This is a genomic window from Undibacterium sp. FW305-107 (assembly GCF_058788535.1).
Genome location: NZ_JBYTAV010000005.1, coordinates 456,441 through 476,958 on the forward strand (window position 1 = coordinate 456,441; position 20,518 = coordinate 476,958).

The window sequence follows — 20,518 nt, forward strand, 5'->3', positions numbered from 1 at the left end:
TTGATGTTATGCAGACTGACGCTGAGATGATCGCCATTCAGGAATACTGGCTTTCTCTGGTAAAGCATAATGCTTACTCCACAATTGCAGATAGCTTGTCTGTTCAACGTCCCATCGCTCATCATCCCATTCTAATTCAGGCTGGCAGATTGCCCTGATGCGTGGCAACAAGGCCAGGCCTCCAAGTCGCAGCAATAAGCCCAATCTGGTCCTGCGCAATAGCAAGTCTTCCAGATGCACAACCTCTTCAAATCTTGCTGCCCAGCGCAATTCTACCCACAGGGTCAGTGTTCCTGGTATGTAATCCAGCTCACCGTCCTGGGCGATCTGGACAATTCCAGCAGCAAGCTCACCATAATGGCCTTGCAGTCGCGTTTTTTGTGTATGACTTAGTTGCTTTTCATTCGCTAAATCTGAAGGGCGGGCAAACAAGCTTTCAGCTTCACGATCACTTTGATGATCAGGAAATAAATGATTGATGTGTTTCAATGCATCTTGCGCTATGAGCCTGAAAGTCGTCAACTTACCGCCTGTCACTGTCAGCAAACCTTTCTCCAGCCAGATGGCATGGTCACGCCCCTCCTTGGATGGATCAGCCTTGCCGGTATCAATGACAGGCCGTATGCCTGCATAGGTGGCGATGATGTCATCCAGCTTGAGTTGCAATTGCGGGAATTGAAAATCCATCGCCTCCATCAGGTAAGCGACTTCGTCTGCAGTGATTACCGTCTCTTGCTGCATGTCAGGGCTATGATCAACATCCGTAGTTCCGACGAGACTAACGCCCTCCCAAGGGTAAACAAATACCGGGCGGCCATCACGAGGATGCATCAGGCTCACAGCCTGCGCCACCGGCAAGCGCCAGGCGGGTAACAATAAATGACTGCCACGCAAGGGGCGCAGTCTCGCACTTTGACCCTGTTGCTGGCGTAGCCTGTCTGCCCAGGCACCCGTTGCATTGATGATGACTTTGGCTTTAACTTGATACTCTTGCTTACTCAATACATCTTGCAAGACCACGCCGCTGGCCTGTTCTTCTGCATAGACGACGTTTTTCACTGCCAGATAATTTATGGCTGTCGCGCCAGCAGCACGTGCCTCTTGCAAAACCCTCAGTACCAGACGAGCATCATCGGTCTTGGCATCCATATAGCAAGAACCACCTTTCAAGTCGGCAGCAGGTATGTGCGGCGTCAGCATTTGAAAATCCCGCGTCGAAAAATAGTGCTTGCCGCGCACCCCAGCCAGGAAATCATAAATAACCAGCCCCAGCGCAAACATCCAGCGCCCCGGCTTGCGCCCTTGATAGTCGGCAAATGCAAAACTCTGCGGCTCTACCAGGCCCGCCGCAGATTGCATCAACTGCTGCCTTTCGCGTACTGAATCGCGGGTCAGGGAAATTTTGCCTTCCTTGATGTAACGCAGGCCACCATGCACAAGCTTGGATGAGCGGCTGGACGTGCCCCAGGCAAAATCTCTTTGCTCAAGCAGTAAAACCCTTAAACCGCGCCGGGCAGCTTCCAGCAATATACCCGCGCCGGTGATACCACCGCCAATGACGACAATGTCCCAGTCTTGCTCATGATTGGCGAGGGAATTGAGCACGTCAGCGCGCGATTTGGTTTTTTTCATTGCACCACATCTTCTGCTGGCAACAACTTACCCGGATTCATGATGCCCTGCGGGTCAAAGTGCTTGAACAGATGGCGCATGCTGGATATTCCCAAACTGCCTTTTTCAGCTTCCAGATAAGGCGCATGGTCACTGCCCACGCCATGCTGGTGGCTTATCGTGCCGCCATTGGCGATGATGGCGGCAGAGACTGCAGACTTGAGCCTGCGCCAGCGCGCATAGTCATGTTCATAATCACCCGTCAGTCGATAAACAAAGGTGGAATACACACTGGCACCCTGACCATACAGGTGAGATAAATGTGTATAGGTGTGCACCAGCTCTTTTTCGATTGCCATGGCATCCCTGCCCGCTTGCTCCATACTCAACATCATGGTCTTGACCTTGGGCCAGTCGCAAGCTGTCTCTACGGTATCTATGGCATAACCTTGCTGCCAGGCGCTATTGCGCAGATACACATTTCTGAAGCGCCCTTGCTTCCATTTCTCACCCATGGTCTTACCGACGGGTACGCCCTTATGCTGGCTTGCAATCTTTAATGCAGACTTGATGGCATGACGCACCTGGGATTTTTCGCCGCTGGCACCGATGAGCAATACGCATTTACCTTCATCACAGTCCCGTAGACGCAGATACGATTCCAGCAAGCCTATCAACTTCTTATGACCTGCCATTGTCAGGCTGGTCAGGGTTTCAGTTGCATTTGAGAGGCGTAACATCGACAAGCCCAGTTTACTCTGGGCGATAGTCCTGACCGCTGTTTGCGCGGCATCCCAATCAGGAAAGAACACGGCATGAAATTCTTCACACGCTGGCAAAGGTGTAATACGCACTGTCACTTCAGTCAGTATGCCCATGCGTCCTTCAGAACCGAGCAAGATTTCGCGCAGATCTGGCCCGGCAGCAGATGCGGGGAAAGTCTTGATATCGAGTCGCCCGGCAGGTGTCTCTATTCTCGCACCTGCCAGCAATTGCTCTATCCTGCCATAACGCAATGACTGCTGGCCAGAGGAGCGTGTGACTACCCAGCCACCTAGTGTCGAGTATTCAAATGATTGCGGGAAATGCCCAAGCGTATAGCCATGGGCACGCAATTGTGCTTCCAGGTCAGGGCCAAAGATCCCGGCACCAAAGGTGGCCAGTTGTGCCTCTTTGTCCAGGTCCAGCAATTGGGACATGCGCGACATATCGACAGACAAGATGGGCTGTGCACTTTCAGTCACCGCAAGGTGGCCAACCACGCTGGTACCACCACCGTAAGGTATCAAAGTTATGCCATGCTGCCTGGCGTAATCCAGCAAATCACGCACATCCTGTGCGCTTTCTGGATAAGCCACACCATCAGGAAAATGACTGATCTTACCAAAGCGCATTTTCAGCCAGTCTGGCAGACTCTGGCCCAGACTATGTTTGACGCGTCCGATAGCGTCTGTGCCTATTAAAGAGTGTGCTGGCAGGCGACTGGCTGGCACCCGTTGACATACCTGGTCCAGTTCTGCATCCGTCTGAGGCAGCCCCTTTCCTATTTGTGCCTGTAAAAAACTCAGGGCATCTGCATTAATCGCATAATTAATACTGTCATCCCCCCAACCGTTCCAACGTCGCATTTTTTCTGTCCCTGAATGAAGCCTGAGCTTGGTATACTCAATAATTAACTTGTAGCTTAATCAAGTGTCACTTCCAGGTATTGCGCTTTCATGACAAGGTTCTTGTTTTAATATGCCAAATTCACACACAGGTTCAATCGCTGGCAGCCATAAGCTTGGACGGGTAGCCGCAGCATATCTGCAACCCTTGCTTGAACTGGCGAATGAACGTGGTTTGAATTTGCGTCATCTGGCGACTATGGCAGGTATGACCGAAGATGCGCTGAGCACGCTGCAAGAAAGCATAGCGGCTGCAGACTACGTGTGTTTGCTTGATGCCGGTGCAGAACTGAGCAAAGACCCACACTTTGGCCTGCATGTAGGTGAGAGAGTCAAACTCGGCACCTACAATGTCTATGGCATGATACTCATGAGTTGCAAAGACTTTGAACAGGCTTTCCAGCAAACCATGCGCTATGAGGGCCTGGCGCATGACCTGGGCCGCTCAGCCCTGGTCATTGATAATGCGATGACTGAATACCAGTGGCACAGCCACTATCCGCAAGCCAACAGACATCTGGTAGAAAGTGTATTCGCTGGCATACGCGTATTTGGCAACTGGTTTGCTGGCACCATCCTGCCAGATGCCCCGGTTTATTTCAGGCATGCCGCCCCAGATGATTTGAGTGAGCATCATCGCTTGTTTGGTGCTGAAGTACATTTTGAAGCAGCTATCAACTGCGCCCGCTTCCCGACCGCCTTGCTGAGTTGGCCTGTGCCCAATGCCGATGTCAGCATGTACCCGGTCTTGCAACACCATGCCGAACAACTACTCAGGCAAAAGCAGCAAGCCCGGCAAGATGGCGGTATCGTTGCCCAGGTCAGGGCAGCTATCAGCAATAATTTGGCGCAAGACCAGGCCAGATTGCCCCTGATCGCACAAGAATTATTACTGAGCCAACGCACCCTGCAGCGTAAATTGAGCGAAGCGGGTATCAGTTTTCAGCAAATTCTGGATCAAACCAGAAAAGACACTGCCATCGATTACTTGCAGAAGACAGGTTTCAGTCTGGCGGACATCGCCTTCTTGCTTGGCTATCAGGAACAAAGTGCTTTTAATCATGCCTTCAAGGAATGGACAGGCATAAGCCCGGGCGCATATCGGGAAAAGAACTTGCCTCGCAAATAAAAAATGCGGAAGCTGTCTACACAGCTCCCGCATTTTATGAATTCTGGACGGTGGCTTGTCCGCTTAAATGCGAACCAAGCACACCTCACTACCGTCATACATATCGGTTGTATGTACAGCAGCTAGACATACTATAACTCAAAATTATGACGGCTGCATGAACTGCAATTTGAGCTACATCAAACCTGCAATCTAGCTGTCATTCCGTAGCAGGTGCATCAATTTCGGCTTCAGTTGCAACTTCAGTGACTGGCACATTTTCAAAACGAAACAAGTCTTGCACAGAACAATTAAACAATTCGGCAAAGGCTTCAATAAATTCAACCTTCCAGTGTTCTGCCTTGTTATCGACGATGCGTAATAATTGAGAATGCGAGACTGTCACCCGCCTGGCGATCAGCAGGCGGTGCAAGGCAGAAACCGAACGAATCTTGTTTTCAACCATCAACTCACGAATTCTGAGCTCGGCTTTTATTTTATGTCCGGACATGGGAGTAATTAATATTACTGGGTTTGTATTGGAGATGAATAGGACTTACGCAAAATTGTCCCAGCAAGGCGTAGCGACGAAGACAGTACTTTAGTACGGCTAGGAGCTGCAACGCAGCTGGGGCAGTTTTGCGTAAGGCCTAATGAATGAACATCAAGTAACGGCTGCGATGATACAGGATATAAGCAATTTTTGCGGTCGCCGCATAAAAACAACATGAAACATTCAATTTTCTCCACGCCATGCTGGATTTTTTTCAAAAGCTGTGGCAAGATCAATTCATCGATTTTGGCAAGACTTTTATACATTTTTTAGGACGATACGTGAAAACTACCTGGCTCCCACAACTGCAACAAGATATGTGCTTAACAGCACAGGGCTTGCTGTCAGCATTGTCGGCCAAGGCAGTGGCGGGACCGGGCTATCGTGATACGCTAACACATCTGACAACAGTATCTCGCACGATATCCAAACGCAGTGATAGCGATAGCATTATTCGCACAGTCGCCAAGCATGTGAATACCCGTAACGAGCAGTTTAATCCTAACCCGAAATACCGCATCCGAAGGCCAGCCCTTCAGGTAGCAGGAGCAAATTAAGAATAGCTCCTCCCCACCTCAAGCTGAAAAGCCCGGATGCCCTGAAAAGCTCCGGGCTTTTTGTTTAATCATCTGCTGTTTTTATAAAAAACACAGACCCAGCAGTAAAACCCGCGCAAGCGGTCGTGGCCGGTAACAAGGTCACGGAAACACCAGTAAGTCAGTACACAAGCTTAATTTTATCAAGCGCATCCAATGCAAAGACGCGCAAAAGCCAAGGGGAACTCCCCTAGCTATTTTTATTTCTAAGGAAGGGAGGTAAACATGTTTGCTGTATTCTGGATAGAAATCCACAAGCAAATTAAAATGTCTCACTGCAGGGAATTTGATACCGGCGACATGATTGCCGCCCTCAAATTCGCTGACAATCTGAGACAAAGGCAGGCTGCAGGAGAATATATACGCCACATCAGCATGTCGTCAGAAAATACCAATTCTGTCGGCGTACCAAGCGCGGCTATAGATTATCACTGGGCTGAACACAAGATCGCGGCATGATACTGAAACATATCAACACCAACATCTCTATGACAAATGCATTATGCAAAGACCTGGGCTAGCTCAGGTCTTTTTACTTGCATGCTGATGAATTACTTACTGCAATTGATCCAAGATGCCAAAGGATGTGAAGAATTCGGCTCTTGCACAGAATAACGTGGTACCTGAACCGCGTCCCTCTGCTCCAGCACAGTTTTTGATGTCAGCAAATTACTGATATTTTGCGACAGTCCCTCACGATGATTTTCTTTCAGCCATGTCACCAGCTTGGTACTTGAATCAGTATCAGTCGTCATCAACACCCGCGCCGCTTCAAACAGGGAATTTTGAATAGGTACTTCATCGCAACGCCCGGGTCCATTCAAAGCAAGCTTGTAGTTTGTTTGTATGGAATTAACAAACCTGTCCAGCTTGATGAGCTGGTTATCGCGATGGGATTCATCCCTGTACTCGTCTGCAGCAGCTTGTTGAAAAAACGCATTGCGTTTGCGCGGATTGCCTTTTTTGGTGAGCTCAAGCAAGCGATCCAGACCTATATGCCAGACTGCACAGTTTGCATGATTAATAGACCTGCCAACGGTCATCCCGGGAAATTCGTCGGGAGCAAAATGACGCCCTCGTGCAGACGAAGTCCCTGCCCCAGAAAACGCATAATTCTTCAAAGGGATGTTGACATTAGGATTGAACCTGTAAGACTGGTCAGATGCCAATGGCACTCCCAGCATATCCAGTTGCCATTCCCGCCGCTGTTCCAGTAATGAATCAAATGCGCGATAGATGGAAGGACTAATAACATAGTCAATCATGCTGCTTCTGGTATCGGCCAAGGAACCACTCAAATCCCCCCTGTCGTTGACATGCGCATCCACCAGAATAAGCAAGCAGGACAAGTCCTGAGTACCAACCAGAATTTCTGAATATGCGCGGATCAGGGCATCAACACCCAGGTTATCAGACGACCCGGCATCATATAAATGCAAGAACTTGGGGCTGGGTTGATGATAGATATCGATGTCAGCATTGAAGTTCTTTAGTGCCAGAGGCACGAATAAACCAGGATAAGCAGCAGACGCTGCCACCGCGTCGGCAACGCGTAATTGATTTAAATCAGAACCAATTTCTTTAAACGCCGCATCAGTGAAGGTAAAACCCTGCAGACTTGCTTCTGAAGAATTAAGCCCGCGGGTTGTCAGCGTATCTGCCCCGACAAAACGGTGTGCATGAGAGCTATTGATATACAGCGATGGCTTGCCCGGCTTGCGCTCCCCCAAATCGCCATACACCGCACCTTTGTAAATCCCGGCATCAAACACATCTGCCAGTATTCTGGTGGCGTTTTTTCCGGAGGTCAGGGTAGGTACGAAATTAATAGGATTGGCTGAGCGATATACCCATGAAGACAAATAATCCCTGCGCAACTGGGCCGACATCAGATCAAAATCCGCCTCACTATTTAAAGGTTTCAAGCTGATCGCCGCAGCAGCAAGCGAGCCGCCGGACACGGAAGACAGTGCGGTGACCTCATCAAACAAACCAAAATTACGCAACTGTGCTACCACTCCCAAACCAAAATTTGCTGCACGCAATCCCCCGCCAGAAATTGCTACGCCCACAAACATGGGGTGGGGGCACGGATCATTTTCAGTTGCAGCTGCCGTTGTGCAACCAAGTTTGGAAGCGTAATGTGCCCGTGGAACACTGGTGTCCCCACCAGTAGCCTTGACGTTTATATGAGGATTTCTTTCATCCAGATGCAAAGAGGCACAGCCTGATAAAAGCATCGTCGCCCAGATTGAAGAGCCAACAATGGCATTTTTTATCGGGGAAATATTCAACAATTAATACTCCATGAATCACTTGAAACCTTGAATTCCCTGGCCAATACAAAAAAATACTACAGAAAATTCAGGCGCAAACTTAATAGACTATCAATTATTGCATAGGTTCCTCAATATCTCACAGAGTCGCTGCAAGCCAGGCTATTCCACGCGCAGTTACCCCGCCTCACCTATCAGGCAAGCGATGCCACAACAAAGATAAGGCATGACCATGAAAATCGACTTGTCTTATGAATCATTGTCGATTAAATTGCCAAATTAGAATTTGAATCTGATACAAGCAGCAAGTAGCGTCCGCAATGCCCAACACAATTGAAGCCATAGTACACACTTTCATCAGGAGAACACCATGACGACAGCGATAGGCAATACATCTGACCCAAATCCGGGCCTGGCAATGACGCTGGCAGCAACTGCCTACTGCACAGATCCGACCACGACCCTCAATAATCTGGACAATGGCTGGACAGCGGTCTGGACAGCCACTACCGATATCAATGGCAATATCGCCTTCATCGCCTACAACGGTAGTTCACAATACATAGTAGCCATACGTGGATCACTGCTGAACTTTAGCTGGCAAGCTTTTGATAACTGGTTCATCCAGGATCTCAATGTCTACAAACAGACGGCCTGGGCTTATCCTGCCAGCAATGCGCAACCCATGGTGTCGCAGGGCTCCTCTGATGGATTGACAGACCTGACCCAACTCGTCAATGCATCTGGCCAAACCATTTATCAGTACCTGACGGCGAATGCCATAGGCAGCAATATCTCTATTGGCGTTGTCGGACATAGCCTGGGTGGCAACCTCGCCACAGTATTTGCGCCATGGCTGCTGTATCAGCTCCAACAAGACAAGATCGCTCCCCCGACATTATTCCCTGTGCTGACCTTCGCCGCCCCCACAGCTGGCAACGCCGCCTTTGCGGCAGCCTATGACAAGAGCTTCCCCAATTCATGGCGTTACTATAATGAGATCGACGTCGTGCCTATGGCATCTGATTCACTGCGTTCGGCAGAACTGCTCTACTCCGCCCCGGCACCCGAAGCCAGCAGCATAGAAACCACTTACAAGAAACTCACCGTCACACTCAAGGACGCGATTGGTCTGATTGCTGATTCTATCGATGTATCTGAGGGCAGCAACGGTTCCCTCTACGCCCAGACAAATCAATCCAGCGGTAGCGTTGCGCTGAATACGTCGAAAACCATCAACTCTGTCGATACCAGCAAACCGTTGATAGACCAGTGGTTCGATCAGGTCGCCTCACAACATGTGCAAAGCACTTACCTGTCATTCTTTGGGCTGCCGCCAGTTACATGTGCGCCCACTTAGATACAGACAAACCGCCCAGGCTGGCCCAAGCGCCAAACACAGACAAGCCCTTGATCATCATGGGCTTGTTTGTGTTTGCTGAAATACCAGCTGTCATGAATCGCGTTGGGCAAACAAAGTGGCAATGCTCAATATGGCCAATGCGCCAACGATCAGGCTGCCTAGTGCCTGGAAATCAAAACCAGTATCCGCAGATGCTTCCGTACTTAAATAAGATGGCATGAGGCATCCGATAATCAAGCCGCCAGCAATACCGACAAGAACATTCAGGTAAATATTCTGATGATCACCAGTCGAGGTAGTCAAAATAATCCATCCGACAATGCCACCGACGAAAACCCAAAAAATCAAGCCCATATATCCTCCCTGCCCATTCTGGATAACACATGAGAATATTACCCAGTCCAATAACAGTGCCCTTACGCGGCTCTAATAATGACCAAATCAGTGCCCAAATAATTTTTGCCTTTGCTCATGACGCTGCTGCGCTTCCAGCGACAGCGTAGCCGTAGGGCGTGCCAGCAGGCGTTCAATGCCTATGGGTTCGCCTGAATCTTCACACCAGCCATAATCTCCCTCATCTATACGTATGATAGCAGCACGCACTTTCCTCAGCAGCTTGCTTTCACGGTCCCGCGCACGCAATTCCAGCGCATGCTCTTCCTCTATCGTGGCGCGATCAGCAAGGTCTGCGATGATGTCGTTTTCCTGAAGATGCATGGTGGTTTCATTGGCATTCTGAATCAGGGTCAATTCAATTTCCTGCAGACGTGACTTAAAAAATGCCAGCTGTGCATCGTTCATGTACTCCATCTCCCCCATGTGCAGGATTTTCTCTTCCGTCAATTTTGGTTTAGGAGACGCACTCTTTGATCTGCTTGCCGGTTTTTTTGATACTGAATTGGTTTGCATGGTAGTCATGATAAAACTCCTGATTCAAGTTTATTGGTTCATCGTGCAATCAAATATTTCCCATAAGACTATGCAAGAATCCGGTAAATCCGATGACCTGGTTTGGGTTGCCTGCTTAAGAAATATTTAAAACGTATGGCAAGATACCAATCAATTTTCACGACATCTACAAGACCAAGGCCACAAAACCTGTCAGTGAATTCCTACATCAAGCTTAATGAATGGCCAGCTTAAAGACTCACCAGAGGATATTAGCGAAGACATTGTCAGAACACCAGACAAAGCCCAATGTGGACGACGTAGGGCCTTAGCTTGGGAGATTCGCTTAATTACACACCCTTAGTGTTAATCCCAGTTAATCCCAATTTTCTGTCGAGCTAATAGCTTCGGAATTATCTTCGCCATAATCCAGCTGGATTGCCATCAGACGATATGATTGAGAAAAATCGAATGCTGGTAGATTGGCTGATCTGATTTCCAGAGAGGGCTGGGTAGAGAGAGAAGTCGACATGCCGGGTGGCTGCATACCACCCAAACCACGCCGCTTCATGGTCGAACGTTTGCCTTCGCGCGAGAAGTGCATGATTTTTCTGGACTGGTTGAGCAAATTGGATTTAACCTCGAAAAAATCACCATTTCGGCTACGTAAAATGACCCTGACCAGTTTCAGTTGCCCCACTCTTGACTTTGCCAGCTTGCCAATCATTTTCTCAACGTTCAACAACTGCTCAGGCGTCATTTCACGTCCAATAAAGCTCTTGGCTAATATCTCGCTAATTGATAATCGTTTGTTGCTGGCTTTGCCACCGGACAGGGCACTCATCGAATTCATACCTGAATCGGACTGACTACCGAAACCAGAATATCCGGTGAATCCCCCAAATCCACCACTACCGAAACCCGGCAGGTTGGGCATTGTGCTATTCCCAAAACTGAAAGGGGAGAAGGATCCACTGCCGAAATTGGAAAAACCAGTAAAACCACTGTTACCTGATCCGAAAAGACCGCCAAAACCTGAAAAACTGCTGCTTTGCCCAAAAGTCCCGCTGAAGTCAGAACCAGAGCCAAGCAAAGTGACAATAGCATTGTTTTTGCTAGTGCTAGTAGCAGGCAAAGTCAATTCCTGAGTCATTCCTGATCCATACGATAGCGGCGATGCAAAAAACTCACGCTCCTCTTTCTGCAAAGGCATTGGTCTTGGCACCCCAAAGCGCGGCATCGGGATGACGGGCAAGTTGGGATCATGATTCAAAAGCAAGGACTGGCCATAATTCATGCTGACCGAATCACTGAGCCCAAATTTGCTGCGACCAACGCCCATGGCATACAAAATACTGGCGGCCATGCGGTCGTCAAATGGTGTATTAAAATACTTTGCCAGTCTTTCTTTGACATCCTCCCTGTTAGCTGGGTAACGAACGATTTCATCGCCTCTGGTTTGTTTCGGATTATTGAATTTTTTTGCCCCCAGTTCTTTCCATGCTTGCTCACGGATACCTTGAACATACATGGCAAATTTGCGCTTGGCCCAGAATTCGCCTTTGTCCATCTTATCGTCAAAAACACCGGGAGCCGTCAACATATTAGTCAAATCGACCTTGGACAATGCAGGATAAGTCACCTCGCCATAGTGATCCTGAAGCTCCCAGGACACTTTGTCGTTAATGATATGACGAACCGACTGCGGTGAATCGGACGTAATGTCAAGCCAGGCAACGTCCTCATGCGTGTCTTCACTAGCCAAAATCAGATCAGGACGCGTACCGCCACGAGGCACCTGTGTAATCACTTGTAAACCCGCCGGGGCGTTGGGCAGATAAATTTGGGTGGCGATAGTTTCGACGGCATAACCAAAAGCTGCATTAATCAGATTGGCGTCACCATATTTTTTGTAGTCATTCCAGGTATCGACCCAGTGTTGCGTATGCCCATCCACATTGTAGGCACCCAATTCCGGGACGTTCAAAATATACAGCCTTGCTTTTTCCACCGCATCACTTAATGCCTGCATAAAGTTATTGATGCGAACCACGTAATCATCCATCTTGTTATGCACATTGACTGAAATCGCACGTTGTGCCACCTGCTGCGTCACAGCGCTGCCTTGTGGCTTGACTTGGTCGCCAGTGAAGTGATCAGGTAAAGTGTGCATATTCATGGTTGCAGCTTGCGCGCCCATGCGGTCTGCTTCTTGCTCAAGATGAGGATCATCGTTGATCGCTAAACCGGCTTGACGCATCGTAGGCTCAACCCGCTGTTGTCGCTGCTGTACCAGATGCCATGCTTCATGCGGCAATTGATGGTTCTGCCCTGGTCCCAAATAAATATTGCGTCCTTGTGCGTAGGCCAATGCGCTCAATTGTGCAGGTTTGGACGAGTTGTAATGTACTTTGACTCCATCCATACTTATACCAGAAAGGGTTTCGATACCAGCTTTGAGTTGATCGGGTAAACCCGTGTCATTGGTAGCAGGCATTTGACGTTGGACAACTGGCCGTGCCATGGGCATGGAATCTGAATTACCCTGCGCAAGCAGGCTACGTGTATAGCTGTAGTCGCCAAAGGTTTCTCCCGGTGGCAGATCTTGCTGGCGCAAACTAACATTTTCTGACTGTCGTTGCAGTACTGTTTCTCGCTTTTCCTTAGTCAGTATTTTTGTTTGCATGGCAAACCTCCACTTGTCTTCACGAGGTTTGTGCATAAAAACCACTCAAACTCTCGTGAAAAATCCAGCAAATCAATACCCAGGCGAGCTCAAGATTGTCATGCACATTAACCAGTGTTGCCCTTGGGTCGGGCTAATATCGGTTATTTGAATTATTGTTCGAATTACTTAGCGATTTGTTCAATCGTCTCGATAGAAAAAAGTTCATTTAATTTATTGAGCTTACTCTTCCATTTGTTGACAAATGCCCGCGAACCTTTGCTCGTACCAGGTTCCACATGATTCAACTGCCTGTCTTCCATGATTTTCTGGGTTACCCAATTGGCTAGCGTAGGTGGGATATTCCCGTAGCGATCAACAATCTGTATGGCAATCATAGTCTGGTCATCAGTGACAAAATTCGATTCTTCCATACCTACGTAACCAGGTACATAATCAGCCAGCGCTTCTATCTGGCTACGCAAAGGTGTAAGCTGGTCATTATTCAAAATAGTAGGTGCAGACAAGGTTTTGACAAGTTGCCGCATTTTTTGTGCATTACCAGGCTGATCCAGCTTGTCTGGAATAGTATTATTCAACTCAACTATTCTATTGATCAGCTTACTTTTATCTGCTTTATCTTTCCAATAATCTTCTCTTTTTCCATCTCTTTCCTTCACCAGACCATCAATATAATCAAGTAAGCGGATGACCGAGCCACCTATGATTTCCAGTGAGTTATCACTGGCAGCCAGGCCTGTTGCGGTGTCCACTGATAAAGTGACTGGTGCGAACTCTTCGACGCCCAAAATCCTCAATGCCGATTTCATTAACTCATCCCGAGTCTTCGTATCACTATATTTCAACACCTTTTTTACTCGCTGCTCAATGCCATGCTCGTAGATATTGTAGTTACTATACTTCAGTGATACCCTGACATCATTGCTCCATACACTGGAACCACCTGACGTGCCAAACCGGCCATTCGTATCATATTGCAAGCCTAAATCCTTTCTGGCACTGGGATCAAAAGTATTCCATACTTTTTCTACGTCCGGTCCTTGGGCTATCACCAGGTAATCGACCAACTTATTCTTGGCTTCCGAAACGTACCAACCTTTATTTTTGCTAACGAATACTTGCCCTGCTTTTACACGATCCTCAGCGTTCTTCCATTTTCCTGAAATATGCATCTCCACGTCATCGCCAGAAATAGTCCAGCCATCTAAATAATCAAAATATAAATCCACCAAACCTTTGCGCTTGATTTTGTTCCCCATCCCCTCAGCAATAGCAGGGCCGCCAGTCACTACCCAGTCTACCCCCATGCCAAGATTACTTGCAGTATAAGCGGCGTCTACACCTGCATTGGGCCCCGCAACACCAATTAAAAGTATGCCCCCTTCCAATTCTCGCTTGGCACGGTCTTGCATGATGTTTGATCGAGGATCTTTTAATTGTCGCTGGAATTCATCAAGATCCATTACCCGGCGTTTTTCCGTATTCTGATCCCTTTCAGATTTTATTTTTTCTTTGTGTTTATTAATATTATCGAATTTATGTGGGCCTATACCTAGTCCTGACACCACTTTGAGTGCATAGTAGGTGCCAGCAGAACTTTGTATCTCATACCATTTGTTTGGCAATCTGCTTACCTTGATGATCGTCGCATTTACCGGATCATTGAAACGACTGCGGAAGTATGCAATATCCTTTGACAGCTCTAAGGCATTCCCTTCAAACACTTCATCTGTTCCATCTGATTTCTTGGGCAATTGTGTATGACTGCGCTTTGGCGAAATCATGTGCATAGGATGATTGACAAAGCTGATTCCCCTGCTCTTGGGTGCTAGTGGATTCCAGGGCTGCATCTCACCAATAATGACGGTACTACGTGGGTCCAAAGAGCGACCTTTTACATTGATGTAGTTGGCAATACTGGCTCCAGTCCCCAGCAACGCGACTTGAAATGTTTTATCTGGATCTAACGTTTCATTTTTTTGCGCTTCAAATTCCTTATGCAACTCCCAAGGTTTTTTCTTTTTGTCCAGCTTTGAGGACTCTAGCTGATCTTTTCCCTGCTGTGCCTGGTAGTTCTTATTGAGGAATTTTTTGGCGCTTTGGAAATAACTGGCCACGTGCTGGGGATTATCCAGATTGATTTCACCGTAATCGATAGAGCTATTCACCAAATCCCAGAGATTATTGGCAAATGCCAGATTTCTATCCAATTCTGCTTTTACTTCTGCATAATCAGGAAACAGCTCCTTTAATTCAGTAGCATTTTCTTCTATCGCTCGCATGACCTTGTCGTGCAATGCTCCAGCCCGTTCATGAACCTGATAAAAATCCGCACGCAGAGGCGCCTCTCCCGAAAAATCTATTTTTCTTTGTATCGGAACTTGATCATTGATGCTTGCCATCGGCAGAGAATTTTCCTCACCTATATTTCTGGAAGTACCCGTGATATTGCCACTCAATTGCGCAGGGCCAGACTGCGCAGCCCTGGCCCCCATCCTGTCTGCCTCGTCTTCCAGTCCATGGTCATCGTTGACCGGTATTCCTGCCTTCATTTGCATGGTTGGACGTACACGTCCCTGGGCTTGTTGCACCACATGCCAGGCTTCATGTGGTAAATGTTGTTCTTGCCCCGGTGCCAGATGAATGTCACGCCCTTGTGCAAACGCCAGCGCACTGAGTTGCGCAGGACGCGAGGAGTTGTAATGAACCTTCACGCCATCCATATTCATGCCGGACAGGGATTCTATGCCAGTTTTGAGTTGATCAGACATGCCTGTATTATTCGGTTTGACGACTTGGCGCTGAGCAACTGGCTGGTTGTCCTGTGCCTTAGCAGTTGCGCGCCTTTGTATCGGGCTAGGGGCGTAGTAATAATCACCAAACGCAGTCGATGCTGGCAAATTTTGCCCTGATTCCGGCAATGCGATCTCCCCGGACGCTGTTCTTGTTTCAACGTCCGGCTTTCGTGCCAGCTTCATCTGTGTCTTCATTTCCATGGACGGTCTTTCAAGTTCAATCAGCCGAACATCGATTTCATTTCGATTGGGGGGCCATATTGCATGTTTCCAAGTCCGCTACCTTTCAGGAAGTTTCAATAATTGAATTTACCCCGTCTCTTTGCAATACCATCTTCAGATACTTTTATAACTAATCAATGAATGCATTACCCACCTTGCGATAGTCCACTTGATCTTCGGTTTCCTGTATTTCATCCAGATTATCTGGAAGTTGCAGGTATCCGTGGACCACGCGTTGCTCTTCGTCATCGGAATATTCATCATCGCCAAACCTGTCCAGCTGAGGATTTACGGTATCTTGAATTTCCTCGCCGTCATCCGACAATTCGCCATCCTCAATATTGAAATGAGGGTAAGCACCAATCGATCGATTTTCACCCGCTCGTTTATTGCGCAGATTTTTAGGGTTGCGATTGGCAAACAGGCGAAACAATTCAGCAATTTCGTCTTTTTGGTCTTCAGTGATTTTCTTGGTTTTCGCAACCTTGAGCAATGAACTGGCACCCGTGTCGAAGAGAATTTCATCCTTGGCATCAAGTGCATTCCTATCCATTATCCTGGCGATTTTCTTCGCAAAAGTCCGTGACAATTTCCGTGGATTTTTTGAGATACGCTTGAACAGTATCCCAAACAGATTTGCGGATACTTTATGGCTGATGTCATAACCGCTTTTTGTTCCACCAATTTCTTTTTTCAGCCGCTTGTTAAAGCCACGGGAATTGATGCGTTTTATGCGTCTCTTGGTTCGCCCAAACTGGATCGGCGCTGCAGTCAGTTGCACTGGTGGCGCAGACGGGCTAGCCCTCTCCTGTTCGGGGCTTGGCACACGTTGGCATACCCCGGCAACAGCGGTTAACGGGTCCCCCACAGCTGCACTGCTGCGCAGTGGGCTATTGGCGTAATGATAATTTCCAAAGCTTGTACCTGCTGAATACACGGTACTGGAAGCCTGCCCAACCGATGTCGACGGTTGAGCTTGCCCATTTCGTTTTGCTTTGGGTTGAAACACGGTTGGCATATGATTTCCCTTCACATTGCCGAAACGTCAAATTGGAAATTGCTGATTTACATCCTTGTTGTATCCCCCTGTGTCTGATTGAGCGGATAAGCTGTGTAAATAAATTCTGTCAGTGATAACTCGGGATTGAAATTAATTTAGCTTGCTTAATATTAGTCCAAACAATCAGGCTGAGTTTTGACGATAATTTCCAACCATATTTATTCATCCTCTCCCCATTCAAATTCACGCGCCAAAAACACCTTGCCCAATTTATGATATTCACGCTCGGTCGCCTGCAACACATGTTTTTGCGCCACGCTTTGCTTTTCTGCTGCTGCCAAAAATGCTGCATTAATCGCGATATTGTTGATGTTACCGCCGCTCAATGGAGCCCGGTTGGCCAGTAGTGGGAAGTCCAGATCCTTAGCCAGCGGTGTGGCTCTGGGAAACGCGTTCTGCCACAGCAATAGTCGCTGGTCGGTACTGGGGAACGGATATTCGATCATGAATTTGAAGCGACGGGTAAATGCCTGATCAATATTGGCCAGCAGATTGGTCGATAAAATCACGATGCCGGGATAGGTCTCTATGCGCTGGAGCAGATACCCGGTTTGCAGGTTGGCGTAGCGATCGTGTGAATCCTTGGATTCGGTGCGTTTGCCAAACAGGCTCTCGGCTTCATCGAAAAACAGCACAATATTCATCGCTTCAGCCTGGTCGAACAATTGCGCAAGTTGTTTTTCTGTTTCGCCTATGTATTTGCTGATGACATTGGCCAGGTCAATTTTGTACAAGCCCAGATTGAGTTCATTGGCAATGATGGAGGCTGCCATGGTTTTACCTGTGCCCGAGGGGCCGTAGAAAAGCACGCACAGATTTTTGCTATTCTGGTTTTTTGCGTCAAACCCCCAGGTTTCAATCACCTGGTGTCGTTGCCGTGCGTACTGCAAGACTTCACCCAGCCATTGACGAGTGCTGTCGGGCAAGATGATATCGCCCATCTTGTGTGGTGTTTTTACCTCTTGTGCCACCGTCATCAGCTCACGATTACTTTGATCCCGGCAAGTGTCAAACAGAACCGATTCCAGGGTACTGGCATCGGGTGCCAGCATTTGACTGCTGGCCACTTCACGCAACACCAGCCGGATTTGTTCTTCCGTAAACAGGTAATTATTGACCAGTTGATCTATCACTTCTTGCCCCAGTTGCAGGCTTGCTGCTTCGCTTTGCCATATCTGCTGGCGCAAGCGCGTGTCGGGCATGGCAATTTTTAGCAAGATGGACGCCACCTTGTGTTCGGCAAAGCGATGTGCCGTCTCATGAATTCTTCGCGCCGGACCATTGATGACGACTAAAAACATTTGGCTTTCCAATGCCAGGTTAAGGACATCGTCGAGCAAATCTTCACTATTCTCGGCACTACTGAGCCACTGGCAGTTTTGCAGCACGATCACACGGTTGCATAGCAAAGCATCACGCAGTAACAAACGCAATCTACGCAGCAGAGCCGGGCGACTTTTTTGCATTTGCACATACACCTGCGCAATTTGCCTGCCATCGAGCAGCACGCAGGCCATGCCAACCGGGCCAAACACTGCGCCTGCCAAACTGCATAGCAGTGGTATGTCTGGCCCTTGCAGTTGCAGGATGTAGCTATCGGCGGCACTTGTATCGGTCTGAAAACGCTCAACAAGAAACGAAAGCTGCTGCAATACTGCCGGATCTACCGGGTGCTCTGACAAGGGCCGGTTGGCGGGACACGCCTGCAATACTTGCTCCAGACGCAGTTGCGGAGCAGCTTGCCCCAACAAATAGGCGCTGATGATCATTGGCAGGCGATAACTGCCATCCAGCGTGCCCAAGTTGGTTTCCGGACTCAGGGCCAGCAAATCCCAGTTACGCAAGCAGGCATCCGGAGCCAGGCTTTGCTGCAATTGCAAGCGCTGGGACACGCCTCCACCCAGCACTTGCCACGCACCTCGCAGCTTGACGCCATCTGTTGGTTCGTTTCCTGCGGTGAGTGCATCCAGAGCACGTAATATGGCGGCATAGCGTGGCTCCATTTCCACCAACAAACCGAACAGCAATAACTGTTGCTCAAACTCGGAGGGACGAAACAGTTGCACAACATGTATCCAGGGAATGAATGTATTGCTTTGCAGGCTTGCACCGCTGCGCTGCCGGTAGCTCTGCCAGAGCGTGTCGAACTCGGCATTGATGGTATCAAGCTCAGCTTGCAATTGGCGTTGCGGTGCCTGCTGCTTGACCGCTTGCAAAAGCAAGCTGTCGAGCTTGCCCGGCTTTGGAGACGGGTTGCTGGCTTGGCTGCCAGTATCTGCAGCAGGTTCAGATTGCAACTGGCGCACCAGCAACGCACGTTCAACCATGGCTTCGCCTATGCGATGCAAGTCTTGCAACAGGGCGGCATTGTCAGGATAGGATTCAATTTGTGCCATGGTCAGACCCGTCCCTGGGGTTTAACGAAGTCAAGTAACAATACCAGACGGTCGCTGTCACTTCGGTTCCAGGCTTCGTGTTCAACGGTGTCGTCAAAAATCAGGCATTTGCCCGGCATCCAGTTCCGTACCTGCTGGCCCACGCGTATGCCACTTGGCGCCTGCACGAGCAAGCCCAGGTGCAGCCGCAAGACATCGCTTGAATAGCCGACATGCGGAGTAATGACAGCACCAGCAGCGAGCCGGGAAAACCCTGCATTGACTATGCCAGGAATAAGCCTTAACAATCCTGTAGTAACGGGGCAAAAAACACAATTTGCAAGAATAAAACGTGATGCCAATACCAGACCATATACGTCCCAACCCTGCTTGCAAAAGCTTTTTTCTGGCCAGGGATCAAACTCATTCAGAGGCAAGGCCATGCATTCATCACGCACCATTTGCCACTGCTGCTCCAGCTCGTGGACAAAGGCAAATTGGGATGATGAAAAAAACATTTTTTTCTCACCAAAACAGATGCCACTGGCCATCAAGCCATGCACCATGTCCTTGCAGCGTAATGCGATACTGCCCAGCCCCAGAAGGAAACCCCCTGGCCTGGTGATAAGTAACGCCGGAGTGCACGAATGCACCACCCAGAGAATATGGTACAAACCTGCTGTCAGCCTGTTTCAGCAAGTTCAATGCTTCTTCATTGTCCATATCTCCGATATCAGATTCCGTGTACGACCATAGCTTCATGCCGGCCCCATGTGCTGGCATGGCTATTGGCAGAGTAAAGGACAAGGTAGGCACTTTGAGACCATTGACAACATCAGGTAAACCAACCGCCATGTGGGCAGTATCAACATGAATCGGGTTACCAGGCACACCCGCCCCATCACGACGCTTGAACCACGGTGCATGCATGATGTCGTAATAGTCCGAATACACAAATAAGGGATTAGAAGTGAGTATATGAAAACCTGGCAGGGCCAGACCAGGCGAGAAGATAATCGGTTGATTCAAGCGCGCCTGCAAGGCAGTGAGCACGGCATCATATACATCTCCAAACTGATCGAGTAGAAATGGATTGAACTGCTGCATCAGGCGTTCGTAAGGACGCCCGGGGTTAGCGGCAATATCATAGTAATTGGTGGCACCAAGGGTAAACAAAGGCAGCTGGGCATGACGAGGCAGCCAGAACGCGTCGATATCAAGCACCCGCTCCAGAATCTGACGGCAGGTTTCTTCGTCAAATACCGGATGGATAAAATCTTCTGAAATACCAAGGTCCATGTTCTGGCTTTCTGTGTTT

At 48.7% G+C, this 20,518-nt stretch carries 16 protein-coding genes; 4 read left to right on the plus strand and 12 right to left on the minus strand.

Annotated features, from left to right (window positions below; translation table 11 throughout):
- Window positions 1-6 precede the first annotated feature (6 nt).
- Both AC3WQT_RS13810 and AC3WQT_RS13815 read right to left on the minus strand, forming a co-directional pair.
- Window positions 7-1,632, minus strand: a complete 1,626-nt coding sequence (locus tag AC3WQT_RS13810) for a glycerol-3-phosphate dehydrogenase/oxidase (protein ID WP_492704526.1) — start codon at window positions 1,630-1,632, stop codon at window positions 7-9.
- Window positions 1,629-3,239 (minus strand): FAD-binding oxidoreductase, encoded by a 1,611-nt coding sequence (locus tag AC3WQT_RS13815; protein ID WP_492704527.1) that lies wholly within the window; start codon window positions 3,237-3,239, stop codon window positions 1,629-1,631. Before AC3WQT_RS13815 ends, AC3WQT_RS13810 begins: the two co-directional genes overlap by 4 nt.
- Before the next feature lie 112 nt (window positions 3,240-3,351).
- Between AC3WQT_RS13815 and AC3WQT_RS13820 the strand changes: the two genes are divergently transcribed.
- The gene (locus AC3WQT_RS13820) at window positions 3,352-4,407 is read left to right on the plus strand and encodes an AraC family transcriptional regulator (RefSeq protein WP_492704528.1); all 1,056 of its coding nucleotides are present in this window, start codon (window positions 3,352-3,354) and stop codon (window positions 4,405-4,407) included.
- 199 nt (window positions 4,408-4,606) lie between these two features.
- Here the strand turns inward: AC3WQT_RS13820 and AC3WQT_RS13825 are convergent, their stop codons facing one another.
- Window positions 4,607-4,897, minus strand: coding sequence for a helix-turn-helix domain-containing protein (locus tag AC3WQT_RS13825; RefSeq protein WP_492704529.1), 291 nt, complete (start codon window positions 4,895-4,897; stop codon window positions 4,607-4,609).
- A 323-nt stretch (window positions 4,898-5,220) separates the two neighbouring features.
- Here AC3WQT_RS13825 and AC3WQT_RS13830 point away from each other — a divergent pair, with 323 nt between their 5' ends.
- Together AC3WQT_RS13830 and AC3WQT_RS13835 are read left to right on the plus strand one after the other, a co-directional pair.
- Window positions 5,221-5,496, plus strand: a complete 276-nt coding sequence (locus tag AC3WQT_RS13830; RefSeq protein WP_492704530.1) for a hypothetical protein — start codon at window positions 5,221-5,223, stop codon at window positions 5,494-5,496.
- 264 nt (window positions 5,497-5,760) lie between these two features.
- Window positions 5,761-5,994, plus strand: coding sequence for a hypothetical protein (locus AC3WQT_RS13835; RefSeq protein WP_422639042.1), 234 nt, complete (start codon window positions 5,761-5,763; stop codon window positions 5,992-5,994).
- 92 nt (window positions 5,995-6,086) lie between these two features.
- Here the strand turns inward: AC3WQT_RS13835 and AC3WQT_RS13840 are convergent, their stop codons facing one another.
- The gene (locus tag AC3WQT_RS13840) at window positions 6,087-7,832 is read right to left on the minus strand and encodes a patatin-like phospholipase family protein (RefSeq protein WP_492704531.1); all 1,746 of its coding nucleotides are present in this window, start codon (window positions 7,830-7,832) and stop codon (window positions 6,087-6,089) included.
- 349 nt (window positions 7,833-8,181) lie between these two features.
- Between AC3WQT_RS13840 and AC3WQT_RS13845 the strand changes: the two genes are divergently transcribed.
- The gene (locus AC3WQT_RS13845) at window positions 8,182-9,171 is read left to right on the plus strand and encodes a lipase family protein (protein ID WP_492704532.1); all 990 of its coding nucleotides are present in this window, start codon (window positions 8,182-8,184) and stop codon (window positions 9,169-9,171) included.
- 93 nt (window positions 9,172-9,264) lie between these two features.
- On the opposite strand, the gene AC3WQT_RS13850 is transcribed toward AC3WQT_RS13845, so the two are convergent.
- From AC3WQT_RS13850 to AC3WQT_RS13885, 8 genes are all read right to left on the minus strand, one after another.
- Complete coding sequence (locus AC3WQT_RS13850) at window positions 9,265-9,528, minus strand: GlsB/YeaQ/YmgE family stress response membrane protein (protein WP_492704533.1); 264 nt, start codon at window positions 9,526-9,528, stop codon at window positions 9,265-9,267.
- 87 nt (window positions 9,529-9,615) lie between these two features.
- Window positions 9,616-10,083, minus strand: coding sequence for an RNA polymerase-binding protein DksA (dksA, locus tag AC3WQT_RS13855; RefSeq protein ID WP_492704577.1), 468 nt, complete (start codon window positions 10,081-10,083; stop codon window positions 9,616-9,618).
- A gap of 355 nt (window positions 10,084-10,438) precedes the next feature.
- Window positions 10,439-12,748, minus strand: coding sequence for an eCIS core domain-containing protein (locus AC3WQT_RS13860; RefSeq protein WP_492704534.1), 2,310 nt, complete (start codon window positions 12,746-12,748; stop codon window positions 10,439-10,441).
- A gap of 164 nt (window positions 12,749-12,912) precedes the next feature.
- A complete protein-coding gene (locus tag AC3WQT_RS13865) occupies window positions 12,913-15,744 on the minus strand; it encodes an eCIS core domain-containing protein (RefSeq protein WP_492704535.1) in 2,832 nt (943 codons plus the stop codon).
- A gap of 151 nt (window positions 15,745-15,895) precedes the next feature.
- Window positions 15,896-16,783 (minus strand): hypothetical protein, encoded by an 888-nt coding sequence (locus tag AC3WQT_RS13870; protein WP_492704536.1) that lies wholly within the window; start codon window positions 16,781-16,783, stop codon window positions 15,896-15,898.
- Window positions 16,784-16,983: 200 nt separating this feature from the next.
- Window positions 16,984-19,221, minus strand: a complete 2,238-nt coding sequence (locus tag AC3WQT_RS13875) for an ATP-binding protein (RefSeq protein WP_492704537.1) — start codon at window positions 19,219-19,221, stop codon at window positions 16,984-16,986.
- A gap of 2 nt (window positions 19,222-19,223) precedes the next feature.
- A complete protein-coding gene (locus AC3WQT_RS13880) occupies window positions 19,224-19,718 on the minus strand; it encodes an aspartyl/asparaginyl beta-hydroxylase domain-containing protein (protein WP_492704538.1) in 495 nt (164 codons plus the stop codon).
- A 7-nt stretch (window positions 19,719-19,725) separates the two neighbouring features.
- Complete coding sequence (locus AC3WQT_RS13885) at window positions 19,726-20,499, minus strand: hypothetical protein (protein WP_492704539.1); 774 nt, start codon at window positions 20,497-20,499, stop codon at window positions 19,726-19,728.
- Between the last annotated feature and the right edge of the window lie 19 nt (window positions 20,500-20,518).